This is a genomic window from Enterobacter sp. 296B2 (genome assembly GCF_034106185.1).
Taxonomy (GTDB): Bacteria; Pseudomonadota; Gammaproteobacteria; order Enterobacterales; family Enterobacteriaceae; genus Enterobacter; species Enterobacter cloacae_N.
In genome coordinates, this window is record NZ_JAWNCA010000006.1 from 22,951 (window position 1) to 48,552 (window position 25,602).

General features: G+C 55.9%; 23 protein-coding genes, 1 tRNA gene and 2 pseudogenes. 13 read left to right on the top strand and 13 right to left on the bottom strand.

Translation table 11 applies throughout. The features are described from left to right. Positions 1-107: 107 nt before the first annotated feature. Positions 108-1,184 carry a protein adenylyltransferase Fic gene (gene fic / locus URZ40_RS06375; protein WP_320720078.1) on the top strand — a complete coding sequence of 359 codons (1,077 nt, stop codon included), beginning with the start codon at positions 108-110 and terminating at the stop codon, positions 1,182-1,184. Positions 1,185-1,944: 760 nt separating this feature from the next. Here the strand turns inward: fic and URZ40_RS06380 are convergent. The 7 genes and pseudogenes from URZ40_RS06380 to rraB all read right to left on the bottom strand — a co-directional run bounded on the left by URZ40_RS06380 (position 1,945) and on the right by rraB (position 8,618). Further along, complete coding sequence (locus URZ40_RS06380; RefSeq protein WP_251998468.1) at positions 1,945-3,075, bottom strand: DUF4238 domain-containing protein; 1,131 nt, start codon at positions 3,073-3,075, stop codon at positions 1,945-1,947. Positions 3,076-3,111: 36 nt separating this feature from the next. Next, on the bottom strand, positions 3,112-4,212 hold the full coding sequence (locus URZ40_RS06385) for a TIR domain-containing protein (protein ID WP_182033549.1): 1,101 nt from the start codon (positions 4,210-4,212) through the stop codon (positions 3,112-3,114). 764 nt (positions 4,213-4,976) lie between these two features. After that, positions 4,977-6,221 (bottom strand): annotated as a pseudogene (locus URZ40_RS06390) (tyrosine-type recombinase/integrase); the annotation flags it as partial. Between the two features lie 222 nt (positions 6,222-6,443). Continuing rightward, positions 6,444-6,528: transfer RNA gene (locus URZ40_RS06395), tRNA-Leu, on the bottom strand. Between the two features lie 106 nt (positions 6,529-6,634). After that, positions 6,635-7,357, bottom strand: a complete 723-nt coding sequence (locus URZ40_RS06400) for a topoisomerase II (protein WP_320720080.1) — start codon at positions 7,355-7,357, stop codon at positions 6,635-6,637. Positions 7,358-7,387: 30 nt separating this feature from the next. Continuing rightward, on the bottom strand, positions 7,388-8,146 hold the full coding sequence (gene miaE / locus URZ40_RS06405) for a tRNA isopentenyl-2-thiomethyl-A-37 hydroxylase MiaE (protein WP_320720081.1): 759 nt from the start codon (positions 8,144-8,146) through the stop codon (positions 7,388-7,390). Positions 8,147-8,192: 46 nt separating this feature from the next. Beyond that, positions 8,193-8,618 carry a ribonuclease E inhibitor RraB gene (rraB, locus tag URZ40_RS06410; protein ID WP_006810300.1) on the bottom strand — a complete coding sequence of 142 codons (426 nt, stop codon included), beginning with the start codon at positions 8,616-8,618 and terminating at the stop codon, positions 8,193-8,195. 99 nt (positions 8,619-8,717) lie between these two features. Here rraB and argL point away from each other — a divergent pair, with 99 nt between their 5' ends. The 3 genes from argL to xynR all read left to right on the top strand — a co-directional run bounded on the left by argL (position 8,718) and on the right by xynR (position 10,684). After that, entirely contained in the window at positions 8,718-8,813 is a 96-nt protein-coding gene (gene argL / locus URZ40_RS06415) for a putative translational regulatory protein ArgL (RefSeq protein ID WP_213375672.1), read from the top strand. Beyond that, positions 8,783-9,787: an ornithine carbamoyltransferase gene (argF, locus tag URZ40_RS06420; RefSeq protein WP_010427327.1), complete on the top strand. Its 1,005-nt coding sequence runs from the start codon at positions 8,783-8,785 to the stop codon at positions 9,785-9,787. Before argL ends, argF (URZ40_RS06420) begins: the two co-directional genes overlap by 31 nt. Positions 9,788-9,925: 138 nt before the next feature. Further along, positions 9,926-10,684: a DNA-binding transcriptional repressor XynR gene (gene xynR, locus URZ40_RS06425; RefSeq protein WP_320720082.1), complete on the top strand. Its 759-nt coding sequence runs from the start codon at positions 9,926-9,928 to the stop codon at positions 10,682-10,684. Positions 10,685-10,688: 4 nt separating this feature from the next. Here xynR and URZ40_RS06430 read toward each other — a convergent pair whose 3' ends face one another. The 5 genes from URZ40_RS06430 to URZ40_RS06450 form a co-directional block, all read right to left on the bottom strand. Further along, complete coding sequence (locus tag URZ40_RS06430; RefSeq protein ID WP_320720084.1) at positions 10,689-12,299, bottom strand: glycoside hydrolase family 43 protein; 1,611 nt, start codon at positions 12,297-12,299, stop codon at positions 10,689-10,691. Positions 12,300-12,310: 11 nt separating this feature from the next. After that, complete coding sequence (locus URZ40_RS06435) at positions 12,311-13,693, bottom strand: MFS transporter (RefSeq protein WP_320720085.1); 1,383 nt, start codon at positions 13,691-13,693, stop codon at positions 12,311-12,313. A gap of 226 nt (positions 13,694-13,919) precedes the next feature. After that, positions 13,920-15,887 (bottom strand): xylonate dehydratase YagF, encoded by a 1,968-nt coding sequence (yagF, locus tag URZ40_RS06440; protein ID WP_320720087.1) that lies wholly within the window; start codon positions 15,885-15,887, stop codon positions 13,920-13,922. A gap of 14 nt (positions 15,888-15,901) precedes the next feature. Then, complete coding sequence (yagE, locus tag URZ40_RS06445; RefSeq protein WP_320720089.1) at positions 15,902-16,810, bottom strand: 2-keto-3-deoxygluconate aldolase; 909 nt, start codon at positions 16,808-16,810, stop codon at positions 15,902-15,904. 243 nt (positions 16,811-17,053) lie between these two features. Further along, positions 17,054-17,506, bottom strand: coding sequence for a YhcH/YjgK/YiaL family protein (locus URZ40_RS06450; RefSeq protein ID WP_316379784.1), 453 nt, complete (start codon positions 17,504-17,506; stop codon positions 17,054-17,056). Positions 17,507-18,181: 675 nt separating this feature from the next. Between URZ40_RS06450 and arcA the strand changes: the two genes are divergently transcribed. The 5 genes from arcA (at position 18,182) to URZ40_RS06475 (ending at position 23,466) form a co-directional block, all read left to right on the top strand. Continuing rightward, the gene (gene arcA, locus URZ40_RS06455) at positions 18,182-19,402 is read left to right on the top strand and encodes an arginine deiminase (RefSeq protein WP_080328862.1); all 1,221 of its coding nucleotides are present in this window, start codon (positions 18,182-18,184) and stop codon (positions 19,400-19,402) included. A gap of 10 nt (positions 19,403-19,412) precedes the next feature. Further along, positions 19,413-20,324, top strand: coding sequence for a carbamate kinase (gene arcC, locus URZ40_RS06460; RefSeq protein WP_320720091.1), 912 nt, complete (start codon positions 19,413-19,415; stop codon positions 20,322-20,324). 126 nt (positions 20,325-20,450) lie between these two features. Next, positions 20,451-21,455 carry an ornithine carbamoyltransferase gene (gene argF, locus URZ40_RS06465; RefSeq protein ID WP_193358606.1) on the top strand — a complete coding sequence of 335 codons (1,005 nt, stop codon included), beginning with the start codon at positions 20,451-20,453 and terminating at the stop codon, positions 21,453-21,455. Positions 21,456-21,502: 47 nt separating this feature from the next. Beyond that, on the top strand, positions 21,503-22,906 hold the full coding sequence (locus tag URZ40_RS06470) for a YfcC family protein (protein ID WP_166709957.1): 1,404 nt from the start codon (positions 21,503-21,505) through the stop codon (positions 22,904-22,906). A gap of 80 nt (positions 22,907-22,986) precedes the next feature. Further along, the gene (locus URZ40_RS06475; protein ID WP_003863366.1) at positions 22,987-23,466 is read left to right on the top strand and encodes an arginine repressor; all 480 of its coding nucleotides are present in this window, start codon (positions 22,987-22,989) and stop codon (positions 23,464-23,466) included. Between the two features lie 3 nt (positions 23,467-23,469). Here URZ40_RS06475 and URZ40_RS06480 read toward each other — a convergent pair. Next, positions 23,470-23,587, bottom strand: a pseudogene (locus URZ40_RS06480) (hypothetical protein). Here URZ40_RS06480 and URZ40_RS06485 point away from each other — a divergent pair. The 4 genes from URZ40_RS06485 to ridA all read left to right on the top strand — a co-directional run bounded on the left by URZ40_RS06485 (position 23,567) and on the right by ridA (position 25,573). Next, the gene (locus URZ40_RS06485; RefSeq protein WP_116343963.1) at positions 23,567-23,671 is read left to right on the top strand and encodes a pyrBI operon leader peptide; all 105 of its coding nucleotides are present in this window, start codon (positions 23,567-23,569) and stop codon (positions 23,669-23,671) included. The pseudogene URZ40_RS06480 and the gene URZ40_RS06485 sit on opposite strands and share 21 nt — an antisense overlap. Positions 23,672-23,705: 34 nt before the next feature. Then, positions 23,706-24,638: an aspartate carbamoyltransferase gene (gene pyrB, locus URZ40_RS06490; RefSeq protein ID WP_116343964.1), complete on the top strand. Its 933-nt coding sequence runs from the start codon at positions 23,706-23,708 to the stop codon at positions 24,636-24,638. Positions 24,639-24,650: 12 nt separating this feature from the next. Then, positions 24,651-25,112, top strand: coding sequence for an aspartate carbamoyltransferase regulatory subunit (pyrI, locus tag URZ40_RS06495; RefSeq protein WP_023310197.1), 462 nt, complete (start codon positions 24,651-24,653; stop codon positions 25,110-25,112). 74 nt (positions 25,113-25,186) lie between these two features. Further along, on the top strand, positions 25,187-25,573 hold the full coding sequence (ridA, locus tag URZ40_RS06500) for a 2-iminobutanoate/2-iminopropanoate deaminase (RefSeq protein ID WP_116343965.1): 387 nt from the start codon (positions 25,187-25,189) through the stop codon (positions 25,571-25,573). Positions 25,574-25,602 lie beyond the last annotated feature (29 nt).

Consider the following 25,602-nt stretch of genomic DNA (forward strand, 5'->3'; position numbering starts at 1 on the left):
GCGGCGATATGTCGATAAAACACGATTTTTTAAACATGATGCCGTGACATGCTTATAGAATCGACATATGATGTCTATATGTCGATAAAATCGGTTTTTATAAACATATGAACTGGAATCCCGAAGCCCCTTACAACGATCTGCCAAAACTGCCGCCTGATCTGCAGCAGATAGAAACACGTAATGTACTAAAAGCGTGTATAAATGCGCGCGTGGCAATTGCAGAGCTGAAAACGGCGGGTGAGTTGATCCCCGATCAGGGATTGTTGATTAACATTCTCCCGATGCTGGAAGCGAAAGATTCCTCACGCATTGAGAACATCGTAACGACCAGCGATCAGCTCTTTCAGTATGCTGATCGTGCAGACGGAGCAGATCCAGCAACCAAAGAAGCATTGCGTTATCGTACGGCGCTTTATGATGGTTATACCCATCTTGAGACCTATCCACTTTGCACAAACACCGCAATCGCTATCTGCACCAAATTACGCGCAGTTCAGACCGATATAAGGAAAACACCGGGCACGGTACTGCGCGATCAGAATAACAGCGTGGTGTATACGCCCCCGGTGGGTGAAGATACCATCCGTAACTTATTGGCGAACTGGGAGCAGTTCATACATGGCGATGATGATTTAGACCCATTGGTGAAAATGGCTATTGCGCACTATCAGTTTGAGTGCATCCACCCTTTTCCGGATGGGAATGGGCGAACAGGCCGTATCCTGAATATTCTTTACCTGATTCAAAATGAATTGCTTTCACTGCCTATCCTGTACCTGTCACGCTTTATCCTGGAGAGACGTAGTGATTACTACACTCTCTTGCGTAGGGTAACAGAGGAAGGAGACTGGGAATCGTGGATATTATTTATGCTGGAGGCCGTAGAAAACACATCTCGATGGACGACTGATAAGATTGCGGTCGTTCGGGCATTGATGGCAGAAACGACCGAGTATGTACGTGAGAAGCTGCCAAAAATTTATACCTATGAACTCATCCAGGTGCTCTATGCACAACCGTATTGCCGGATCGATAACCTTGTTGAACGAGGTATCGCTAAACGCCAGACGGCATCAGCGTATCTCAAACAGTTAGTCGAGATAGGCGTGCTGGAAGAAATGAGCGTTGGTCGCGAAAAACTGTATATCAACACCAGGTTGGTACAGGAATTGAATCAGTAAATCTTATTGGTTAGTGTTAGTTCAGATATTTGCCGGAACTATTGATGATTGTAGCGCACTTTAATGTGGCTATTGGCTTTCTATCCTGTCATCGTTCACAAAAATACTGTTCATGATTCATGAACAAAATAATTTTATGAACAAATCCAGAGAGAAAGGCAACTTCAGGATTATCATGGCTACAATCAAAAATGCGCGAGTTGTTTTAGTCACAATTTGATCTGAGCTAATACAGCTTACGTTGCTTGCGAGCATTCCTCACTGCCTGGGCCAGCATTTTGGGTGAAGTTACGTTCATTTTATCCCCCATGACAGATATTCTGAGCATATCCGCTTCAGGGGATATTTCAAATCTATCCTCTATGGGGGATAAATTTTTTGAATTTGCGCAGTTCCACTGTCGTACTCATGTACTTTTGTATCAACGTAAAAGGCATCGTTCATGGCACATTACAGATAATTACGATTTGCCACCAGAAACCCTTTCGACATGTTTTGGCTATGTATCGATAAAAGCAGTTTTTATGAACATATGAGCGTGCTGCCGAAAACGTCTCACTAGTCTTCGTACCGATGCGATCTAACATCTTTATGGTTGAAGGCTAAATCGTCGTAGCGTCCTCCAATAACAAAGCTGTAGAAACCGTCAGTAAAGAGCTTCCCCTCAAATAAACCAATCGTATCCATGAACAGATCGTCTTCTAGCTTCCCATATTATGAAGTTGCCTGCAGCGGGGCACTGGTTCAGTAGAAAATGCTATTAGCTTTTATCTGCAACCGATGTCCAGCGAATCGGCTGTTCGGGAAGATAATAGGTATCAGGATCTTCATCCTGTAGCCTCAGATAGTTTTCAACATCACTGAGCTGCCAGCTTGAATATATAATATTTGAAAATCCCACATTGTACATATCTATGGTTGACATAACTTGGTCAATATAATCATAGGAGCACTTATATATTTTTACGCGAGAATATTTTTCATCACAAAGGTTCTGAGGGGCTGGACTGAAAATTCTGATTATTGGATCCGAATAGAAACCTTTCCCCGGCCGCTGATTAAATCGCAGAGCAAAGTTATGAGAAAGGGGTAAGTAAATGACAGCTTCATCAACTAAAGGGCAAAACACATTGGGGGAAACAGTAAAAACCGGTCTTGGTTTGGTACTATTTAATTCATGGCCGGTATGAAAAACATCAATACTGTAAATACCAGAAAATATCTCGTCCCTTAGATAAGCAGCTGTTGCCACAGGCGTCGGTTTTTTTTGCAGAGCAAGCAATGAATAAAGAACAAACATTGCATGTGCTTTTTCCTCCACCTCGGATGAAGACCCAGCGATGCGCATCAGTTTTTGGTAAATAGGCTCAGAGGCAAAAGCTGGTTGAGTATTCGGAAGTGAAAGCACTTCTGATATATGCTCATCAATATTATTAATCAAAGGATTTATTAAGATTGCTTTTAACTCATCCTTGTCAGGAAATCGACTTTGCGGATTATTAAGGTTAAGTATCATCTGTAAAATAGCAAAGCTAGAAAGTTTTTCCACTGGAAAGTCATGTATATTGCAATTTGCCAAACGAGAAAATTGATGATGCTGAACAAGCTCACGAACAAGAACGGACATATCCTGTTCATACTCACTGAGTTCATGCTCAATATCAAAAAAGTCACCTGTATCACCATCCTTCAGACGAAAACAGTCCTTACAGATGGCTACGCTGGATATGGGTAGCGGGATATCCTTGATATCATTTTCACCGTCAGCACTGGGCACCACTACGTGACACCAGACACGTTGCTTATCCTTCGGACTCAGCGCAGTGTCATCACTACGAAAGTTTCGCAGAACCCACTGCGAAAGAACATGCTGGTTTTTGGTGTATGCCATGTTTTACCTTCTGGGTATCGTTTCAGAAACCGGAGATTATTTGATAACGCTTAACTCCTTTGAGAGCTGATACTTCCATTCAGACTTCGGTATTCTGACAAGACCTGACAGGTCGCCGGGAAATTCAACACCTTCCTCGACGATCGCCGCGACATTTTTACGTGAGAGTTTGGAAATAAGCCACCCGTGTTCGAAAACAACATTTTGTCGTGCACGGTCACTCAATTCCACATCATTTTTTGCTTTGCCCTTATCACAGGCAGTATAAAGCACAACGGCATATGAAACCTTATCGATATGCTTTTCCAGTTTTTCTATAATAGTCAATCCTTCATTTATCTCATGATGAAGAATGACAGGTTCGAATCCTTCTTTACTGAGGAAGATAAAAACTTCATTTTTTAGGTGCTCATCATGCCCATGAACAATGAAAACTTTCTTTTTCATATTAAGTACTGAATCACTTCCCATTGTAGTTAGCCCGCTAATCTGCTCAGTAGTTTTGATTGTATTTTGACTAACAGAATGTCCGGAGAACGATAAATTATTATAGCTCGAAAGCATGTTTATCATTTCACTCTGTAAATATTGACGCCTTCTCTCCCATCCACCGCTGCCCCCCTGAACGTATAAACCCACGCTATTCTTCACAGCTGCTGGGGTTTGGGAGAAGCGTATCCAGGTGGGGATAGTCATGACATTGTCCAGTTCAAGGATTTTCTGGCGCAATGTATGATAGGCAGTAACATGCTTCTCAGGGTGCGAAGCATCTTCATTTACAACGGTAATACATAATGAAATGAACGACTGGATTAGTGAAATAACCGACTCCGGAATCGCTGCTGACGTAGACGACATAACATGCTCTGGAGTTGCTTCTGTCTTTCGTCTAACCTCAGCCTGATAACCTGCGGGAATACTCCCTAAGCCCTGCCTGAAATTAGGCTCGACAACGATATACTCTTCAACTCCACCATGTGGCATGCTACGAATAAGAACATCACCTTCCCCAATAACAATATCGTTTCGATGAATGAAAATCTTATCCTTTTGAACGTTCCCTTTGAGCCCATCAGTTCTGCTTCCATCCCGCTTGACAAGGGATAAAGTATCACGCATGAAATGTGCTAAGGCCATGTATTACCTCGGAAATAGTCAAATTCACTTGGACACTAACATAAATGAGTAACTTTATGTTCTCAATTTTTTCTGAACGCTAAGCTTACGTAACTGCACAGCCACATTAGTCTGTTGCGTCCGATTTTAGCAGGAATAGCCACAGCTATAGTAGCCATGTCTCATCGTATGTAAATATGTATTAACTTCAGCTTTTCGCATTTAGCGGACGGCCAAATTTAACTACCCATGGAGAGGACTAAACTAAGCCACAGCATTTTTAGTATATACAGATGCCGGGCCCCTGTTGCCCACAGTTATAAACAGCCCTACTCCAATAATGACTAAATATCAGCATCCTCCGACTCCACCTCATCCTGCGCCGCCATCAGAACCAACTCTGACTTCGAAATCAGCAAATCTTTCGGCTTCCCACCTCTCAACCTGCGGTTTGCCGAACCAAACCAGATAGCCAGTCCCCAAGGCGGTTTGCGTTCCTTGAACAGCGAGAGTATCAACCTTACAACCTTGAGAGGCCGCATTTTCTCATCCAGAACATAATCAGGATATAAATCCTCCCCGTCGACCTTCAGCGAGAATATCTTCCCGGCGGCTTTCCAGCCTTTCGGGCCTGCCTCAGGATCGGCAGAACGGAAACCCGCTTTTGCCGATAGCTCAGATGCCGTCAGCCATTCCGAGTCGGCCAGTATCCGGGCTTTCAGCTCCTCCAGTTGTCGGTCATTGCGCTCCTGGAAGCTCATATGGTCAAGTGCACCTCCAGGCGATTTTTTGAAGCCATACGGCACCACATGCCTGAACCGATTTGCATCCAGATAATCCGCCCACCACTGCATCATCTCCCGACGTTCTTCGAGATGCTGCGCCTTATGGATATACGCCGCACGCACGCGCTTGCGCTCCTGATGGCTCATCTGGCGCTCTACCGCATCGCTTGACCACAGGCCCGACTCCACCAGCGCGCTACAGGCCATAGTGCGAAAACCGTGGCCGCAGACATCTTTCTGGGTGTCGTAGCCCATCACACGCAGTGCTTTGTTAATGGTGTTTTCACTCATTGGCTTGCGGTAGTTATGATCGCCGGGGAACACCAGTTCAGTTCCCGGTCGGCAGTGCTGCCGCACCTCGTGCAGCAGTTCGATGGCCTGATGTGATAGAGGCACCAAATGTGGAGATCGCATCTTCGCACCGCGCGCAGAGTACTTAACGCCGGGGATCGGCTCACGCTCAGCGGGGATGGTCCACATGGCGTTATGCAGGTCAATTTCATCCCAGCGGGCAAAGCGCAGTTCGCTGGAGCGGATAAACAGCAGCAGCGCCAGCTTTACCGCCAGTTGAGTCAGTTGACGGCCTTTGTAATCGTCGATTCTATCCAGGAAATCAGGGATAAGATTAAGATCGAGTGCAGGGTGGTGACGCACTTTGGGCGTGGAAACCGCGCCGGTTAAATCTGATGCAGGGTTATGATCGATAATGCCGTTCTGGACGGCGTAGCGCATCACGCAGGCAGTGCGCTGCTGAAGCCGGGAAGCAACATCCAGTTTGCCCGCCTTCTCCACCTCTTTGATGGGCACCAGCAGGTCTTTGACCTTCATTTTGGTAATGTCGCAGCTACCGGTCGTGGGAAAGACGTAAAGCTCGAAATAACGCAGCACCCGCTTCTTATGTTCTACCGACCAGTTCACATTGCTGGAGACCCATTCGCGTGCCACAGACTCAAACGTATGTTCCGGCGTCATAGCAAGGCGTTCAGCCTTTCGGTGTGCACTCGGATCGATGCCAGAAATCAGCAGTAATTGGGCCTCTTCACGCATGCGTCTTGCCTGTGCAAGCGTCAAAAGCGGATAAGGTCCTAAAGCGAGTTTTTTCTCTTTTTTTACAAAGCGGTACTTAATGTACCAGCGTTTTGAACCGTTAGGGTTAACCTGCAGGTAAAGTCCATGCGAGTCACTGAGCTTATACGGCTTGCCACAAGGCTTGGCGTGGACTATAGCGCGATCTGTTAGTGCCATTTGGGGGCCTCACTATTATCGAACTACGTCTAAGCCCCCAATTTGGCCCCCAAATCGCGTGGATGTCAATGGATGAAAAATGACCAACACGGAAAGACCATAAAACAAAAATAGTTATTGCTGAAAAATAAATTATCTTTTAATTACAGACAGATATGGACGAATTTGGACGTAAATGGACACAAAAAAAGCCACCCTTAGGTAGCTAATTATTGCATCACTTGGTGCCGAAGGCCGGACTCGAACCGGCACGTATTTCTACGGTTGATTTTGAATCAACTGCGTCTACCGATTTCGCCACTTCGGCACTGAAGGGGATGCGGAAACGTTGTGGATTATACCTGTCGCGCGCCGCCATGCAAGCGACGACGCGCTAAACCTACGCTAAGTGTCCAAAAAACCAGCGCCCTTCCTTACTCCAGCTCAGACACCGCCAGGCGAATCACCCCCGCCGCCTTCTGCTCCGGCAGCGCCAGCACCTTCGCCCACATCTCCTGCACCATATCGCAGGAGAGCTTCTCTTTGCCCGCCGCCTTCTCAGGCATCTGCAGCAGCTGGATGTCCTCACCGTACTTATCGGCAAGTTGCTTCATAATCGGTCGCACATCCTCGACGGCCGCCTCGCGTTCGGCCGGGGTCACCGTGTGGCGGTTTTTGCCGTAGGCCGCGCGCATCATGTCGGCGTCGGCCTGCATGCGCCGCGCCATCAGGTCTTTATCCAGCATGCGCATCGGGTTCACGCCGCCCTTCACCATCGGGTAGAGGAAGCGGAAGCAGGCGTCGTCGCTCACCTTCTGGATGGCGGCGGTTTGCTCCATGTTGATGGTCATGTAGTTCACCACGTTGGCGTCCGGGGCGTTTTGCAGGCGCGACATCTGCAGATGCAGGATCTGCGGCTGAATGGTGTCGATAATCTGCTGCTCCGGCTCGCCCGCTTTTTGCAGGGCGGCCATCTGGTCGAGAATGCGCTGATGCAGCACAGGCTCCTGCTCCTTAATCACCTGCCAGGCGGGCATCGCGTTAAGGGCGTTATCCATCTGCTGTTCAGGAGCGCGCTGCCTGTCGAAGAACACCCAGAACGCCACGGCGGCGACCGCGACAACAACAATGACCGTACTGATCCACGTTTTTTTCATCTCGCATCCTTATCCTTGCGTTATGCCGGTTTACACCGGCACGCCGCTGTGGAAGCGAAACTCGTGGTCCGGTGTCGAGATAAGTGTGGCTTCAATTTCGCCAAAAAGCTGTATGCGCGGTGAGATATCGTCGTCGCTCACCTGCCGGGCAAGCGTCAGGTAGTCCTGGTAATGGCGCGCTTCCGAGCGCAGCAGCGAGAGATAAAACTTCTGCAGGTCGTCGTCGAGGAACGGGGCCAGCGCGGCGAAGCGTTCGCAGGAGCGGGCTTCGATGTAGGCGCCGCAGATGAGCTTGTCGATCAGCGTCAGCGGCTCGTGGGTGCGCACATCCTTCAGCATCCCTTTGGCGTAGCGGCTGGCGGTGATTTTGACGTATGGAATGTCGCGGGCCAGCATCGCCTCGCGCACCTGCCAGAAATGGTGCAGCTCCTCTTTAATCAGCAACACCATGCTGTCGATGAGCGCCTGGCCCCACGGGTCGTCGGTTTTGGGCATCACGCTTTTGCCAATCTGCTTGTGCAGGGCGATGAAGTCCGGCTCCGGGCCGTCACGGAAGGTGAACTGTTCGTAGGGTTTGAGCCAGTCGAGCAGCGCGTCGGCACCGCTTTCGTCGGCGACGTATTTGCGCACCAGCAGCAGCGCGGTCTGGGCGGCCTTGAGCTCGCACACCATGTGGTCGGTAAGCAGCAGCGGCAGGTTCGCCGGGTCGCGGGCTTTATCAATCCATGCTTGCGGGGTCGGGCACTGGAGGAAGTTGAGTACGGGGGCGAGTATCTGCGGGTAATCCATGGTTCTGCCTTGAAAAAGCGGGGGCGCGCGCCACCGCCTGAAACGCTTAGTGACGCACGCCGTCGTCGTCTTCGTCGACGTAATCTTCGTCGTCGCCTTCTTCGCCGTCTTCACCGTTCGGATCTTCGAAGTAGGTTCCCCAGCCGTCGTATTCCACGTCAAACTTCTCGGCCAGGTTCATCAGCTGTTCTACCTGCGCGTCGATAAGCTCCGCCTTCAGCGCGCCTTCGCTCAGGATGTCGCAGCAGATGACGGTGTCGCCCTCTTCCACTTCCAGCTCTTCCGGCTCGGTCACTTCGTAACCCAGCTTGAAGGCTTCCACGGCCATTTTTTCCAGCGCGTCGAAATCATCCGCAGAGAAATGGTGCTCGATGGTGTACAGCGCGTCCGGATCGCTACCGTCTTCCAGCAGCTCTTCAATAATCAGACGCGTCTCTTCGCGTTGCTCTTCCAGGTGTTCCGGGTTTGCCATGGCTCAATCCTCTTTAAAGTGCGGCAGATACTTCTATTTTCACACACGGACGGGTTTGCCTCCACCTTTGTTGGAAAGATTTGTGAAACGGGGTTGCAAATGAATAATTACACATATAAAGTGAATTTTAATTCAATAAGTGGCGTTCGCCATGTGAGGATAAAATGTCCGATTTATACAAAAAACACTTTCTGAAACTGCTCGACTTTACCCCTGCACAGTTCACTTCTCTGCTGACCCTTGCCGCACAGCTCAAGGCCGATAAAAAAAATGGCAAGGAAGTACAGAAGCTTACCGGTAAAAACATCGCGCTCATCTTCGAAAAAGACTCGACCCGTACACGTTGCTCTTTCGAAGTTGCCGCATTTGACCAGGGCGCGCGCGTCACCTATTTAGGGCCGAGCGGCAGCCAGATTGGGCATAAAGAGTCAATTAAAGACACCGCGCGCGTGCTCGGGCGGATGTACGACGGCATTCAGTATCGCGGCCACGGCCAGGAAGTGGTCGAAACGCTGGCGCAGTACGCGGGCGTGCCGGTGTGGAACGGGCTGACCAACGAGTTCCACCCGACCCAGCTGCTGGCGGACCTGCTGACCATGCAGGAGCACCTGCCGGGCAAGGCGTTTAACGAGATGACGCTGGTCTACGCGGGCGACGCGCGCAACAACATGGGCAACTCGATGCTGGAAGCGGCGGCGCTGACCGGGCTGGATCTGCGTCTGGTGGCCCCGAAAGCCTGCTGGCCGGAAGAGAGCCTGGTGGCGGAGTGCAGCGCGCTGGCGGAGAAGCACGGCGGGAAGATCACCCTGACCGAAGACGTGGCGGCGGGCGTGAAGGGCGCGGACTTTATCTATACCGACGTGTGGGTGTCGATGGGCGAAGCCAAAGAGAAGTGGGCGGAGCGGATCGCGCTGCTGCGCGGGTATCAGGTGAACGCGCAGATGATGGCGCTGACCGGCAACCCGGACGTGAAGTTCCTGCACTGTCTGCCTGCGTTCCATGACGACCAGACCACGCTCGGCAAGCAGATGGCGAAAGAGTTCGATCTGCACGGCGGGATGGAAGTGACGGACGAGGTGTTTGAGTCGGCGGCAAGCATCGTGTTCGACCAGGCGGAAAACCGGATGCATACGATTAAGGCGGTGATGGTGGCGACGCTTGGGGAGTGATTGGGTCCTCTGCGCGTTGGTGCCCTCACCCCGGCCCTCTCCCACAGGGAGAGGGAGAACATCGGCTCCATTTCATTGATTTTTCACCCCGAAAAAGGTACGTTTTCGCCTTAATTCCAGCGTGGACATGCCAGCATTATGCCGATTATTCAGTCTGTTGAACGTGCGTTGCAGATCCTCGACCTGTTCAACGAGCAGGCCACCGAGCTTAAGATCACCGACATCAGCAAACTGATGGGGCTGAGCAAGAGTACCCTCCACTCGCTGCTGAAAACCCTGCAGCTTCACGGCTATATCGATCAGAACCCGGAGAACGGCAAGTATCGCCTCGGCATGAAGCTGGTCGAGCGCGGCCATTTTGTCGTGGGCTCCATCGATATTCGTCAGAAGGCGAAAGGCTGGCTGACGGAGCTGTCCCAACGTACCGGGCAGACCACCCATCTGGGGATCCTGGACGGGCGTGAAGGGGTCTATATCGAGAAGATTGAAGGCAAGCTGGCCGCCATCGCCTATTCGCGCATCGGCCGCCGTCTGCCGGTTCACGCCACCGCCATTGGCAAGGTGTTGATTGCCTGGCTGGGCGAGGCCGAGCTGAACGCCCTGCTGGAAGGCTATCAGTACACCACCTTTACGCCCGCTACCCTCGCCTCTCGCGAAGCATTAATGACCGCCCTGACGCAGACTCGCGAGCAGGGCTACGCCCTGGACAGCGAAGAGAACGAGCAGGGCGTGCGCTGCGTGGCGGTGCCGGTGTGGAACCACGAGTCCCGCGTCATCGCCGCCCTGAGCCTGTCGACGCTGACCTCCCGCGTGGACGACGCCGAGCTGGCCCGCTTCCGCGAGCAGCTTCAGCAGGCCGGGCTCGCGCTGTCACGCGCGCTGGGCTACCCGGCCTGAGCCGTCAGGCCGGCTCGTAGGTGAAGTAGTCGAAGTCTGCGTGACAACCGTCGCCGCTGATGTCCTCGCAGTGCAGCCCCACAAACGCGCCGGTGAAGAAGCCCCGCCCGCCGATGTAGTCGTCCGATAGCTTCCACGCCTCATACGTGACCGGCACGGCGTGCCACGTCTCCCCGTCGAACGAATAGCTGTAGCGGTAGACCTGCCTGTCCACGTCTACCCGCAGCCAGACGCTCTCCGCATGTTCCGGCACCGGAATGGGCTGCTCGTGCAGCGGCCACGACGGCACGTTATGGTCGAGCTGGATCACCTTAATCGTTCTGCCCTGCCCCTCCTCGTAGTCCACAAAGCAGTAGCTCCAGTTTTTGCTGTTGTAGTAGCAGGTCAGCCCCGCGCTCTGCTGGAAGTGGACCGGCGAGAACTGCATCCGCGTTTCTGAACGGAAGGCGAAGTGCTGCCAGCGGCGCGCCACGGTCGACTGGGTAAAGGTCGAGTTAAGCGAGTCGTTGCCGTAGAGCCGTAAGTAGCCCGGGCGCGCGGTGAGCGAGCCGAGGGTGTCGTCGAACGGAATGCGCAGGGTCTGCAGCTCAGGGTCAAGCGTGTTGCCGTCGAAATCGTCCCGCCAGGTGGCCTGAACGGCTGCTGGCTGCTCGGCCATCTGCGGGCCGGGCACGGTCAGCTGCGCGTGCTTGCCGCCTTCCACGTACGGCCAGCCGTCGCGCCACTCAATGCGGGCGATGCCGGTCTCGCGCCCCAGCGGACAGTAGCCGCGTCCGCCGGAGGCCAGCAGCGGTACGCCGGGAAGGCGCAGCGGGCGGCTGGTGAGGTAGGCCATGTACCACTCTCCGGTGTGGGTCTGCAGCAGCGAGCCGTGGCCGCTCTTCTGCAGCGGGTTCTCCGGCAGGTGCCAGCTGGTCATCATCGTTACGTCCGGGTGCAGCTCGTACGGCCCGTCGATATTTTTGGAACGCAGCACCACGACGGCGTGCTCATAGCTGGTGCCGCCCTCGGCGACCATCAGGTAGTACCATCCCGCGTGGCGATACAGGTGCGCCCCTTCGGTGTAGCAGAGCGGCGTGCCGGTAAACAGGGTTTTGCGCTCGGGCGAGAGCGTGCCGGTCTGCGGGTCAAACGCCTGCAACACGATGGTGTTGTGCGGGTTGCTGTGGTGACGCGGCCCCCACGGGCGGTAGATATAGTATTTGCGGCCATCGTCGTCGTGGAACAGGGACGGGTCAAACCCGCCGTTGCCCATCGGGATCGGCTCGCTCCACGGTCCCTCAATCGAGGGCGCGGTAACCAGGAAGTTGCGGCCGTTTTTCCACGGCGAGTCGACAATCTTCACGTCGGTGTAGAGCAGCCAGAATTTGCCGTCGGCGTAGCTCAGGCACGGCGCCCAGATGCCGCCGGAGTCCGGGTTGCCCTTCATGTCCAGCATCGACACGCTGTCCAGCGGGGTGCTGACCAGCGACCAGTTTTTCAGGTCGCGGGAGTGGTAGATGCGCACACCCGGGAACCACTCGAACGTTGAGGTGGCGATGTAGTAGTCCTCGCCCTGGCGGCACAGGGACGGGTCCGGGTTGAAGCCGGTCAGGATTGGGTTAGTGATTTCCATATTGCCTCCGGTTAATGGGATGCGGCTGTCGCGGCGTCGGGAACGGCCTCGCCCTGCGCCGCGCGATGCTTGATCAGCTGCTGGCTGATGGCCTCCACGCGGGCGTCGGTGAGCTTGTAGAACGACAGCATGATGAACATGCCCGCGTAGAGCACCACCGGCACCACGCAGAACAGAATTTTGATGGTGGTCAGCACCTCAACCGGCTGCACGCTGCTGCTGGCGGAATAGTTCACGTACGCCAGGATCCAGCCCACCACCGCCCCGCCAATCGCCAGGCCAATCTTCAGGCTGAACAGGTAGGTGGAGAACACCAGCCCGTCGAGGCGGCGACCGCTGCGGCTCTCCTCGTAATCCACCACGTCAGAGGCCATCAGCCACTGCAGCGGCGTTGTGGTGTTGAAGACGAACAGGAACAGGATGTTGAGGGCAAAAATCAGCGCGATGTGCTCAGCCGGGGTGACGAAAATCAGCAGACTGATCAGCGAGTAGGCGACGATGATCCACTTGAAGGCGGTGACGCGGTCGAAGCGGCCCAGCAGGCGGGAGGAGCAGAGCGAGCCGAACATGGTGGCGAGGCTGCCGTAGAGTAAGAACTGGGTCGCCATCTCCGGGTGATCCATCACGTATTTCACGAAGTAGAGCGTCGCCCCGCCGCGCACCACGTTGGAACAGGTCGCCATCATCTTGAACGCGCACATGATGCGCCACTGGCCGTTGCCCAGCAGCAGCCTGAGATCTTTCGCCACCGACGAACCCGGCTGAACCTCAAAGGTGTAGCGCTCTTTGGTGGTGAAGAAGCAGACGTAGAGCAGCACCACGCCAACAAGCCCCAGCACGCACATGGCACCGAAATAGCCCACCTGCTCATCCCCCTTGCCGATGATGCTCACCAGCGGCAGCGCGATGCCGCTGATGGCGAGCGAGCCCGCCGCCGCCAGGAAGAAGCGCCAGGACTGCAGGGCGTGACGCTCTTTCGGGTCGGCGGTGATGACGCCCGGCATGGCGCAGTACGGCACGTTAACGAAGGTGTAGACCAGGGTCAGGAGAATGTAGGTCACGCAGGCGTAGATGATTTTGCCCTGCGCGGAGAAGTCCGGCGTGTAGAAGGTCAGCACGCAGACGATGCCGAACGGGATGGCGCCCCACAGCAGGAACGGGCGGAACTGGCCGTGCCGCGTGCGGGTGCGGTCCACCAGCAGCCCCATCAGCGGGTCGGTGACGGCGTCGAGCACGCGGGAGACTAAAAACAGCGTGCCCATAATCCCCGCCGACAGGCCGAAGACGTCGGTGTAAAAATAGGCCAGCAGGAACATCGTGGCCTGCCAGACGAAGCCGCAGGCGGTGTCACCCAGCCCGTAGCCAATTTTGTCTTTCATGGTTAATTGCGTCATCAGAATTACACCCTTATGTAGTGTGCTGAATTACAACATCGTGTTAATGGAGTGTAATGAGCTGTTCAATTAACCAGCAATGGTCATATCTTATTTCTGAATTACGTTATTTTGCTTTTGTGACGCCGACGATATATCTCAACCTATTGTTTATATTATTAAATAACAGAAATGGAAAAGCCGTCCGCGGAATATTTTCCGCAGACGGTTTTATCTCTGAAAATAATTAAATGCCGAGCGCTTTTTTACCGGCGTTAATTACCTCAATGATTTTATCGGTGTCATAAATACAGCCTTTCCAGGTGCCGCCGCTTACCGACTGCAGCGCCGCCCACAACCGGGTATCGTCCGGCAAAAAGTCGTGGGCGTGCAGGTTCGGGTGCGTCTGCCGCCGCGCCAGCTCGCGCGCGCCCTCCTCCGGCGTCAACGGGTTGTCCGCGGTGCCGATGAAGTTCACGCTGCCCGTGAGGGTCAGGCGGTCGACGGCAATCTCGATGATGTCATTATCGCGCAGATTGCCAATCGGCCCGCCCGCCAGCGCCTCCGGCGACACGTGGCCGAAGCAGGCGCCCGTCGACACGCCCGAGAAGCGCGCATCGGTGATTAACGATACCGTCTTGCCCCACGAGATATGCTTCAGCGCGGAGGTGAGCTGGTAGGTCTCTTCCATGCCGGTGCCGGACGGTCCGCCGCCGATCACCACCATGATATCGCCCTGCTTAATCTCTTCCCGCTTGATGGCCTTAATCGCCTGCGCTTCCGAGACAAAAACCCTCGCCCGGCCGGTATGACGGTAAACGCCATCTTCGCCCACCACCGACGGGTCAATCGCCGTGGCCTTGATCACCGAGCCTTCCGGCGCGATGTTGCCCGTCGGGAAGCAGACCGTCGAAGTCAGCCCTTTCGCTTTTGCCTTCTCCGGCGGCAGGATCACGTCATCCGGATCCACGCCGTCCTGCTCGCGCAGGCACTGGCGGAAGCGCTCACGGCGCTCGGACGCCTGCCACCAGTCGAGGTTCTCACCCACCGTCTGGCCGGTCACGGTCATGGCGTCCAGATGCAGCAGGCCGAGATCGCGCAGGTGGAGCATGACTTCCGGCACGCCGCCCGCGAGGAAGGCGCGCACGGTCGGGTGATAGTCCGGGCCGTTGGGTAGCACGCTGACCAGGCGCGGCACCCTGCGGTTGACGCGCGTCCAGTGTTCAACGTCCGGGATCGTGCAGCCCGCCGCGTGGGCGATGGCCGGAATGTGCAGCAGTAAATTGGTGGAGCCGCCGAACGCCGCGTGGATCACCATCGCGTTTTCGATGGCTTTATCGGTGAGGATATCGCGCGTGGTAATGCCGCGGTTATCCAGCTCGCTGACCGCGCGCGCCGCCTGACGGGCGATCTCCAGCCACACCGCCTGCCCGGACGGCGCCAGCGCGGAATGCGGCAAAGCCAGGCCCAGCGCCTCCGCGACCACCTGCGAGGTGCCCGCCGTGCCGAGGAACTGACACCCACCGCCCGGCGACGCGCAGGCGCGACAGCCCAGCTCGGCGGCCTCCTGCAATGAGAGTTCGTGGTTGGCGAAGCGCGCGCCGATGGTCTGTACCTTGCCCGCGTCTTCCCCCACGGTCGGCGGCAGCGTCGCCCCGCCCGGCACCAGAATGGTCGGCAGGTCGTGCATCGAGGCCAGCGCAATCATGGTGGCGGGCAGACCTTTATCGCAGGTTGCCACGCCGATCACCGCCCGCCGCGTGGGCAGGGAGCGGATCAGGCGGCGAAACACGATCGCCGCGTCGTTGCGGTACGGCAGGGAGTCGAACATGCCGTGCGTACCCTGCGAGCGCCCGTCGCACGGATCGCTGACAAAGGCCGCAAACGGGATCCCGCCGCTGCGGGTAATCTCCTTCGCCGCCGCCTGCATCTGCATGCCGATCTCCCAGTGGCCGGTGTGATAGCCCAGCGCGACCGGGCGCCCGTCTCCGGCGCGGATGCCGCCCTGGGTGCCGATGATCAGCACCTCTTTGCCGGTCAGCCTGTTGGCGTCCCAGCCCATCCCGGCGTTCTGCGTCATGCCGAACAGGTTGCCGCTGGGGGATTCCATCAGCATCTGCGGGGTCAGCGGCAGCGCGCCCTGCGGCCCCGCCGCGTGGGTGATCACCGCATAAAACGCGTCGTCCTGTGGGGTGAAAATTTTCTCAATGGTCATCGTTATCGTCCGGCTCAGCAGAGCTTGAGCTGTTGCAGCAGGGTTTTCAGCTGCGCCTTGCGCGGCTCGTCCAGCGGCGAGGCGGGCGGCAAAACGTGGGTGGAAATCGGGCGGCCGCAGAGCACAATCGCCTCTTTAATGACGTTCACAAACGGCGTATCCAGCTGATACATCTGCGGTATTTGCAGTAAGGTCTGATGATACTCAGCCGCTTTCGCCACGTCCCCGTCGCGCCACGCTTTCAGAAGATTCACCGACACCTGCGGGGCAAAGTTGCCGCTCGCCGAGATCGCCCCGTCGCCGCCGAGCAGCAGGGTATTAAAGAGGTGATCGTCGTAGCCGCAGAGCACGGTGAAGTGCGGATGCGCCGCTTTGACGGTGTGGATCATGCTGCGCAGGTGGGCGACGGAGTCGATGGTGTCTTTGATGCCGATAATATTGCTGCGCGAGTCGGCGAGGGTTTTCACCAGCGCCGGGGTCAGATCCTGCCCGGTCAGCGCCGGGAAGTTATAGAGCATCACCGGCAGCGTGACGCTGTCCGCCACCTGCTCGAAATAGCGGATCAGGTTCGCTTCCGACACCTTCCAGTAGTAGGGGTTAATCACCACGATGCCGTCCGCGCCCGCCTGCTGCGCGTGCTGGCTGAGCTCAATGGTTTCCCGGGCGTTGGTGCCGCCGGTGCCGATCAGGACCGGCACGCGACGATCGACATGATCGATAGCAAAGCGGGCAATGGTTTTACGCTCTTCGGCGCCGAGCTGGGAGAACTCGCCGCCGCTGCCCAGGAAGAACAGGCCGTCAACGCCTGCTTTGATCAGATCGTCGATCAGCGCGGCGGTGCCCGGCTTATCGAGCTGACCGTCGGCGGTAAAAATGGTGGCGACAGGGGGAATGATTCCCGTGAACAACGCGGACTGCGGCATGAGATCTCCTTGCTGAATCATTTTGTTCTACATTATAGAACGGTGTTCATTAATTTAACGATCATACTATGACGCAGAAAAAGGAGAGGTAAATGGGAAGGGAAGAGGGAGTGCGGGAAATTTAAGCTGGATCACATATTGCCCCTCACCCCGGCCCTCTCCCCAAAGGGGCGAGGGGGAAAAGATGGCTCGGTGCAGGCCCCTCTCCCTTGGGGGGAGAGGGTTAGGGTGAGGGGTGTGGGGTTACTCCATTAACATCTTAACCACAACTTTCCTGACCTTAGCAGGCGCCCCCACCGCGCACAGCGGCTTATGCACTTCGCCCGGCCAGAACACAACAAAATCCCCTTCGCTCAGCACCACGGTTTTCTCCTGCTCGCCTTCTGGCAGGAACGCGATGTCTTTGTCCGCCAGCCAGTCGGTGTCAGGCGCGCCGTGCGGCAGGGTGCTAAACGTCATCCCTTCCTGACCCTTCATCACGATCTGGATATCCAGATAGCGCGCGTGGTACTCGGCGCGGCGCTCGGCGAACGGCTGGGTCATGTCTTCCGAGACCAGATAAAACAGGCTGTTGCCGTTGATGTCGTGTTTCCCGAGCGGCGTGGCGTCGGTGACGTGGGCTTTAACGTGCTCAATGGCCTGGCGCAGATCGTCAGTCAGCCAGGACTGCAAATGGTGGATGTTGCCGATAATCATGTTTCAACCCTCAATATAAAACAATGTTTCATTTTTATATTTTATACGAGAATCCCCGCTGCCATACCAGCCCTTTTTCGTTGAGATTTGCGCGAGCGCATGTTTATCGGGAATGGTGTTAATTTGCTGTTAATCCTGCTCAGGCATTTATGCAGGGGTTATGCATAACCTCATTTCACGCGCGTTAAGACGCTAACATAACCCACTGAAATAAAGCGCTTAATCACAAAACCCATTGCCGTATCACATTTTACAACTTTGCTAATTCCCGTTATAAATCCATAATTATTTATGGATTTTACTTAAGTAAAAAATAGTTAATTGCCATTATTGCATAGCCATTCTTTCAAATTTATTTAATTCTTTAAAATCAAACAGATAACCAATTATTGCAAAGTGTGAAATTCTACAAAACAATAACAACCTAAAATAATGCCACCGAATCCTGCTTAGCTATTCATCCCTGAATAATATGAAATTAATCATTATCTGATGCGAATCATGCAAATGAAAACAAACCTCTTAATATCCATTTTCGCGTGAGCGATGTCACATTATGGATTATTTAACCGCCTAGTATAAATCACGAAATCAATTGAGCTTAGCCGCCATGTAATTAAACACAACGCATGGCGCATGCCCTTTTTATTCTGAAAAACAGTTAAAGGAATAATTATGGAAAAGCATTATGTCGGTTCTGAAATTGGTCAATTGCGTAGCGTTATGCTGCACCGCCCAAATTTAAGTCTGAAACGTTTAACGCCATCGAACTGTCAGGAGCTGCTTTTCGATGACGTGCTCTCGGTTGAGCGGGCGGGTGAGGAGCATGATATCTTCGCAAACACGCTGCGCGATCAGGGTGTGGAAGTCCTGCTGTTGACCGACCTTCTGACACAAACCCTTGATATTACAGAAGCGAAAGCCTGGCTGCTGGATACGCAGATCTCCGACTATCGCCTGGGCCCCACTTTTGCCGGCGACGTGCGCGGCTGGCTGGCGGATATGCCGCACCGCGAACTGGCGCGCAGACTGAGCGGCGGATTAACCTACGGTGAAATTCCGGCGGCCATTAAAAATATGGTGGTCGATACCCACACGGCGAATGATTTTATTATGAAGCCGCTGCCGAACCATTTATTTACCCGCGACACCTCGTGCTGGATTTATAACGGCGTCTCTATTAACCCCATGGCCAAACCGGCCCGTCAGCGTGAAACCAATAACCTGCGGGCAATATATCGCTGGCACCCGGCGTTTGCCGACGGCGATTTTATTAAGTATTTCGGCGACGAGAATATTAATTACGACCACGCCACCTTAGAGGGCGGCGACGTATTAGTAATTGGCCGCGGCGCGGTATTGATCGGCATGTCCGAACGCACGACGCCGCAGGGCGTGGAGTTCCTCGCCAACAGCCTGTTCAAACACCGTCAGGCCGAGCGCGTGATCGCCGTTGAGCTGCCCAAACACCGCTCCTGCATGCACCTCGACACAGTGATGACCCACATCGACGTGGATACCTTCTCCGTTTATCCGGAAGTGGTGCGCAAAGACGCCCAGTGCTGGACGCTCACCCCGGACGGACGCGGCGGCCTGCTGCGCACCCAGGAAACCGACCTGCTGCACGCCATCGAGAAAGCGCTTGGCATTAGCCAGGTGCGCCTGATCACCACTGGCGGCGACGCCTTTGAAGCCGAACGCGAGCAGTGGAACGACGCTAACAACGTCCTGACCATCCGCCCGGGCGTGGTAATCGGCTACGAGCGCAACGTCTGGACCAACGAGAAGTACGACAAAGCGGGCATCACCGTGCTGCCCATCCCTGGCGACGAGCTCGGACGCGGCCGCGGCGGCGCACGCTGCATGAGCTGCCCGCTGGAACGCGACGGAATTTAAAGGAGCCATCATGGAACGAAAACCCACTCTGGTTGTGGCCCTGGGCGGCAACGCGCTGCTCAAGCGCGGCGAGCCGCTGGAAGCGGATATCCAGCGCCAGAACATCGAGCAGGCCGCCCGCACCATCGCCGGACTGACGGCGCAGTGGCGCGTGGTGCTGGTGCACGGCAACGGCCCGCAGGTCGGGCTGTTGGCGCTGCAGAACAGCGCCTACGACAAAGTGACGCCCTACCCGCTGGACGTTCTCGGCGCCGAAAGCCAGGGAATGATCGGCTACATGCTCCAGCAGGCGCTGAAAAACAACCTGCCGCAGCGCGAGGTGAGCGTCCTGCTCACGCAGGTCGAAGTGGACGCCGCCGACCCGGCCTTCAGCAACCCGACCAAGTACATCGGCCCGGTGTACAGCGAAGCCCAGGCAAAAACGCTGGCCGCGGAAAAAGGCTGGGTGTTCAAGGCCGACGGGAGCTACGTCCGCCGCGTGGTGCCGTCGCCGCAGCCGAAGCGCATCGTCGAGAGCGACGCCATCACGGCGCTGATTCAGCGCGACCACCTGGTGATCTGCAACGGCGGCGGCGGCGTGCCGGTGGTGGAGAACGCCAACGGCTATCGCGGGATTGAAGCGGTGATCGACAAAGACCTCTCCGCCGCGCTGCTGGCGAGGCAGATCGAGGCCGACGCCCTGCTGATCCTGACCGATGCCGACGCGGTGTACCTCGACTGGGGCAAGCCGACCCAGCGCCCGCTGGCGCAGGTAACGCCGGAACTGCTCAGAGATATGCAGTTCGACGCCGGATCGATGGGGCCGAAAGTGGCCGCCTGCCGCGAGTTTGTTGAAGCCTGCAACGGCATTGCCGGGATCGGCGCGCTGGCCGACGGCGCAGAGATCCTGGCGGGCGAGAAAGGCACGTTGATTCGTAACTGAGAACACACGCACCCCTCACCCTAACCCTCTCCCCAAAGGGGAGAGGGGACGATTACACCCTCTCCCCTTTGGGGAGAGGGCCGGGGTGAGGGGAAAGGTTTTTATAATTTTAAAAAGGATTTACCCATGACCATCAACCTGAAAAACCGCAACTTCCTGAAACTGCTGGACTACACCCCGGCGGAGATCCAGTACCTGATCGACCTCGCCATCGAGCTGAAGGCGGCCAAAAAAGCCGGGCGTGAGAAGCAAACCCTGGTCGGGAAAAACATCGCCCTGATCTTTGAAAAAACCTCCACCCGCACCCGCTGCGCTTTTGAAGTGGGCGCGTTCGACCAGGGCGCGCAGGTCACCTACCTCGGCCCAAGCGGCTCGCAGATTGGCCATAAAGAATCGATGAAGGACACCGCCCGCGTGCTGGGCCGTATGTATGACGGCATTGAATACCGCGGCTACGGCCAGGCCATCGTCGAAGAGCTGGGCGAATATGCGGGCGTGCCGGTGTGGAACGGCCTGACCGACGAGTTCCACCCAACGCAAATCCTCGCCGACCTGATGACCATGCTGGAGCATTCGCCGGGCAAAACCCTGCCGGAGTTGAGCTTTGCTTATCTTGGCGACGCGCGCAACAACATGGGCAACTCGCTGATGGTCGGCGCGGCCAAGATGGGGATGGATATTCGCCTCGTCGCGCCGAAATCCTTCTGGCCGGAAGCCGGGCTGGTTGAGCAGTGCCGCGCCATCGCGAAAGAAACAGGCGCGCGCATTACCCTCACCGACGACGTGGAAGAAGGCGTGCGGGGGACCGATTTCCTCTACACCGACGTGTGGGTCTCCATGGGCGAGCCGAAGGAAGCCTGGGCCGAGCGCGTCAGCCTGATGAAGCCGTATCAGATTAACGCGGACGTGATGAAGGCCACCGGCAACCCGAACGTCAAGTTTATGCACTGCCTCCCGGCGTTCCACAACGAGCACACCAAAGTGGGCCGAGAGATCGAGATGGCATACGGCCTGAAGGGGCTGGAGGTGACGGAAGAGGTCTTCGAATCACCGAACTCCATCGTTTTCGACGAAGCAGAGAACCGCATGCACACCATTAAAGCGGTCATGGTGGCGACACTCGGCGACTAATCACCGCCCGGCGTGCCGCGGGGTACGCCGGGTTCCAGGAGAACATCATGGGCAAGTTTAAGTTTCCCTCCGCTTACACCATTCTCTTTTTTCTGATTGCCGTGGTTGCCGTGCTGACGTGGATTGTGCCAGCCGGGCAGTACCATATGGCGATGAACGAGGCGCTCGGCAAGGACGTGCCGGTTGCCGGCACCTACGCGCACGTGGCGGCGCATCCGCAGGGGCTGGTTTCGGTGCTGATGGCGCCGATTGCCGGGCTCTACGATCCGGAATCCGGCCAGGCCGGGGCGATCGACGTGGCGCTGTTTATTCTGATCATCGGGGGCTTCCTCGGGATCGTCACCAAAACCGGGGCGATTGACGCCGGGATCGAGCGCGTCACCACTAAGTTGCGTGGCCGCGAGGAGTGGATGATCCCGATCCTGATGGCGCTGTTTGCCGCTGGTGGCACAATTTACGGCATGGCCGAGGAGTCGCTGCCGTTCTACACCCTGCTGGTGCCGGTGATGCTGGCGGCGCGGTTCGATCCGGTCGTCGCCGCGTCCACCGTCCTGCTCGGGGCGGGGATCGGCACACTCGGCTCTACTATTAACCCGTTCGCCACGGTGATCGCCGCCAACGCCGCCGGGATCCCCTTCACCAACGGCATCATGTTGCGCATCGCGCTGCTGGTGATTGGCTGGGTTATCTGCGTGGCGTGGGTGATGCGCTACGCCCGCAAGGTCCGCAAGGATCCGTCGCTGTCGATCGTGGCGGATAAGCAGGAAGAAAACCTCGCCCATTTCCTCGGCAATAAGGGCGAGCAGTCGCTGGAATTTACCCCGGTGCGCAAACTCATCCTGGTGATTTTCGCCCTCGCCTTCGCGGTGATGATCTACGGCGTGGCGGTGCTGGGCTGGTGGATGGCGGAGATCTCGGCGGTGTTTCTCGCCAGCGCGATTATCGTCGGGCTGATTGCGCGGATGAGCGAAGAGGAGCTGACCTCAACCTTTATCAACGGCGCGCGAGATTTGCTGGGCGTCGCGCTGATTATCGGTATCGCGCGCGGTATCGTAGTCATCATGGATAAGGGCATGATTACCCACACCATTTTGCACAGCGCCGAGGGGATGGTCACCGGGTTGTCGACGGTGGCGTTCATCAACGTGATGTACTGGCTGGAAGTGGTGCTGTCGTTTCTTGTGCCATCTTCGTCCGGCCTGGCCGTTCTGACGATGCCGATCATGGCGCCGCTTGCCGATTTCGCTAACGTCAACCGCGACCTGGTGGTAACGGCTTACCAGTCGGCGTCCGGCATCGTTAACCTTGTCACTCCCACCTCTGCCGTTGTGATGGGCGGGCTGGCTATTGCCCGCGTGCCCTACGTGCGCTATCTGAAATGGGTCGCGCCGCTGCTGGGGATATTAACGGTGGTGATTATGGTGGCGTTAAGCCTGGGTGCCATGTTGTGATTTGCCGGATGGCGCTGCGCTTATCCGGCCTACGGATCGGTGCAGTGCCACCGGTTATTTCGGGAACTGATATGGGAACTATGATGGATTACGAAGAGTACTCTCCCAAAGAGCAACTACAGCTAACGGTCTGCCAGCGTCTGATCGCGGAAAAGAGCTATCTCTCTCAGGAGGAGATCCGCCGCGACTTGCAGGAGCGGGGTTTTGAGACCATCAGCCAGTCCACCGTTTCACGTCTGCTCAAGTTGCTTGGTGTCATAAAAATTCGAAATGCCAAAGGTCTAAAAATTTATTCGCTGAATCCCCAGCTGCGCCCTGCCCCCGATGCCGCGCGCACCGTATCCGAAATGGTGGTGAGCGTGGAGCACAATAGCGAATTTATCCTTATCCATACCGTTGCCGGATATGGCCGCGCGGTGGCGCGTATTCTGGATTATCACCAGTTACCGGAAATTTTAGGCGTGGTGGCCGGAAGCAGTATCGTCTGGGTCGCACCCAGGGTCGTGAAGCGCACCGCGCTGGTGCATAAGCAAATTAATTATTTACTCAGAACGCATTAATATTCATAAAGAACCGTTTGCATTGAGTAAAGCGTGCATTAAATCGCTTGATCCGCAAAGCGAGCTGCGTATAATGCCCGACAATTTGCCGGGAGGAAGCATGGTCAAGCGTGTACGACATAACGTCTTACCGCGTCTGAATTCAGACGCTGGCCTGCCGTTTTTCTTCCCGTTGCTAAACCTATTCCCAGAGCCCCTCATTTGAGGGGCTTTTTTTTGCCCGGCGTCAGGAGATAAACATGAATCCGCTTTATCAAAAACACATCATTTCCATAAACGACCTCAGCCGCGAAGAGCTGGAACTGGTTCTGGAAACCGCGGCAAAACTGAAGGCCAATCCGCAACCGGAGCTGCTTAAGCACAAGGTGATTGCGAGCTGCTTCTTCGAAGCTTCAACCCGTACCCGCCTCTCCTTTGAAACCTCCATGCACCGCCTGGGCGCGAGCGTGGTGGGCTTCTCGGACAGCAGCAATACGTCGCTGGGTAAAAAAGGCGAGACCCTGGCGGACACCATTTCAGTCATCAGTACCTACGTGGACGCGATTGTGATGCGCCACCCGCAGGAAGGCGCGGCGCGTCTGGCGACGGAATTTTCCGGCGGCATTCCGGTGCTGAACGCCGGTGACGGTGCCAACCAGCATCCGACGCAGACTCTGCTGGATCTGTTCACCATTCAGGAGACGCAGGGCACGCTCGAGAACCTGAACATCGCCATGGTCGGCGACCTGAAGTACGGCCGCACCGTCCACTCCCTGACCCAGGCGCTGGCGAAATTTAACGGCAACCGCTTCTTCTTCATCGCCCCGGACGCGCTGGCGATGCCGCAGTACATTCTCGACATGCTGGACGAAAAAGGCATTCAGTGGAGCCTGCACGCCAGCATCGAAGAGGTGGTGGGCCACGTGGATATTCTCTACATGACCCGCGTGCAGAAAGAGCGTCTGGATCCGTCCGAATACGCCAACGTGAAGGCGCAGTTCGTGCTGCGCGCCAGCGACCTCGACGGTGCCCGCGACAACATGAAGGTGCTGCATCCGCTGCCGCGCATCGATGAAATCGCCACAGACGTGGACAAAACGCCGCACGCCTGGTACTTCCAGCAGGCCGGAAACGGCATCTTCGCCCGCCAGGCGTTACTGGCACTGGTTCTGAATCGCGAATTGGCACTGTAAGGGGAAACGACAATGACACACGATAACAAACTCCAGGTTGAAGCCATCAAGCGTGGCACCGTGATTGACCACATCCCTGCACAGGTGGGCTTTAAGCTGCTGACGCTGTTCAAACTGACCGAAACCGACCAGCGCATCACCATCGGCCTGAACCTGCCGTCGGGTGAAATGGGCCGCAAGGACCTGATTAAAATTGAGAACACCTTCCTGACCGACGAGCAGGTTAACCAGCTGTCGCTGTACGCGCCGGACGCCACGGTCAACCGCATCGACGAGTATGAAGTGGTCGGCAAATCCCGCCCGAGCCTGCCGGATCGCATCGAAAGCGTGCTGGTCTGTCCGAACAGCAACTGCATCAGTCACGCTGAGCCGGTTTCCTCCAGTTTTGCAGTGAAAAAACGCGCCGATGACATCGCACTCAAATGCAAATACTGCGAAAAAGAGTTTTCTCATTATGTGGTGCTGGCCAACTAATTGAGGTTGGTAAAGGATCCCGGCCTCCCTATAATGGCCGGGAACATTTAATCAGCTGTTATTCTGGAGAAATCATGACCAAAGTACTCGCGACGGAAAGTGCACCAGCGGCTATCGGCCCTTACGTTCAGGGCGTCGATCTGGGCAGCATGATCATCACCTCTGGGCAGATCCCGGTGAACCCGAAAACTGGTGAAGTGCCGGCCGACGTAGCGGCACAGGCGCGTCAGTCGCTGGAAAACGTGCAGGCGATCGTTGAAGCTGCCGGTCTGAAAGTGGGCGATATCGTGAAAACCACCGTTTTCGTGAAAGATCTGAACGATTTCGCGACCGTTAACGCCACGTATGAAGCCTTCTTCAACGAGCACAACGCCTCCTTCCCGGCGCGCTCCTGCGTTGAAGTGGCCCGTCTGCCAAAAGACGTGAAAATTGAAATTGAAGCGATTGCCGTACGTCGCTAATTTATTTCAATAAAGAGAAGGCAGCTCCG

Excerpts from the sequence above, each read along its gene's own strand:
- yagF (WP_320720087.1), bottom strand. The coding sequence starts at position 15,887 with ATGACCATTGAGAAAATTTTCACCCCACAGGACGACGCGTTTTATGCG.
- URZ40_RS06380 (WP_251998468.1), bottom strand. The coding sequence starts at position 3,075 with ATGGCATACACCAAAAACCAGCATGTTCTTTCGCAGTGGGTTCTGCGA.
- rraB (WP_006810300.1), bottom strand. The coding sequence starts at position 8,618 with ATGGCAAACCCGGAACACCTGGAAGAGCAACGCGAAGAGACGCGTCTG.
- URZ40_RS06430 (WP_320720084.1), bottom strand. The coding sequence starts at position 12,299 with ATGGAAATCACTAACCCAATCCTGACCGGCTTCAACCCGGACCCGTCC.
- URZ40_RS06470 (WP_166709957.1), top strand. The coding sequence starts at position 21,503 with ATGGGCAAGTTTAAGTTTCCCTCCGCTTACACCATTCTCTTTTTTCTG.
- URZ40_RS06475 (WP_003863366.1), top strand. The coding sequence starts at position 22,987 with ATGATGGATTACGAAGAGTACTCTCCCAAAGAGCAACTACAGCTAACG.
- miaE (WP_320720081.1), bottom strand. The coding sequence starts at position 8,146 with ATGGATTACCCGCAGATACTCGCCCCCGTACTCAACTTCCTCCAGTGC.
- argF (WP_193358606.1), top strand. The coding sequence starts at position 20,451 with ATGACCATCAACCTGAAAAACCGCAACTTCCTGAAACTGCTGGACTAC.
- xynR (WP_320720082.1), top strand. The coding sequence starts at position 9,926 with ATGCCGATTATTCAGTCTGTTGAACGTGCGTTGCAGATCCTCGACCTG.
- URZ40_RS06400 (WP_320720080.1), bottom strand. The coding sequence starts at position 7,357 with ATGAAAAAAACGTGGATCAGTACGGTCATTGTTGTTGTCGCGGTCGCC.
- pyrB (WP_116343964.1), top strand. The coding sequence starts at position 23,706 with ATGAATCCGCTTTATCAAAAACACATCATTTCCATAAACGACCTCAGC.
- arcC (WP_320720091.1), top strand. The coding sequence starts at position 19,413 with ATGGAACGAAAACCCACTCTGGTTGTGGCCCTGGGCGGCAACGCGCTG.
- fic (WP_320720078.1), top strand. The coding sequence starts at position 108 with ATGAACTGGAATCCCGAAGCCCCTTACAACGATCTGCCAAAACTGCCG.
- URZ40_RS06385 (WP_182033549.1), bottom strand. The coding sequence starts at position 4,212 with ATGGCCTTAGCACATTTCATGCGTGATACTTTATCCCTTGTCAAGCGG.
- arcA (WP_080328862.1), top strand. The coding sequence starts at position 18,182 with ATGGAAAAGCATTATGTCGGTTCTGAAATTGGTCAATTGCGTAGCGTT.
- ridA (WP_116343965.1), top strand. The coding sequence starts at position 25,187 with ATGACCAAAGTACTCGCGACGGAAAGTGCACCAGCGGCTATCGGCCCT.
- URZ40_RS06485 (WP_116343963.1), top strand. The coding sequence starts at position 23,567 with ATGGTCAAGCGTGTACGACATAACGTCTTACCGCGTCTGAATTCAGAC.
- argF (WP_010427327.1), top strand. The coding sequence starts at position 8,783 with ATGTCCGATTTATACAAAAAACACTTTCTGAAACTGCTCGACTTTACC.
- pyrI (WP_023310197.1), top strand. The coding sequence starts at position 24,651 with ATGACACACGATAACAAACTCCAGGTTGAAGCCATCAAGCGTGGCACC.
- URZ40_RS06435 (WP_320720085.1), bottom strand. The coding sequence starts at position 13,693 with ATGACGCAATTAACCATGAAAGACAAAATTGGCTACGGGCTGGGTGAC.
- argL (WP_213375672.1), top strand. The coding sequence starts at position 8,718 with ATGAATAATTACACATATAAAGTGAATTTTAATTCAATAAGTGGCGTT.
- yagE (WP_320720089.1), bottom strand. The coding sequence starts at position 16,810 with ATGCCGCAGTCCGCGTTGTTCACGGGAATCATTCCCCCTGTCGCCACC.
- URZ40_RS06450 (WP_316379784.1), bottom strand. The coding sequence starts at position 17,506 with ATGATTATCGGCAACATCCACCATTTGCAGTCCTGGCTGACTGACGAT.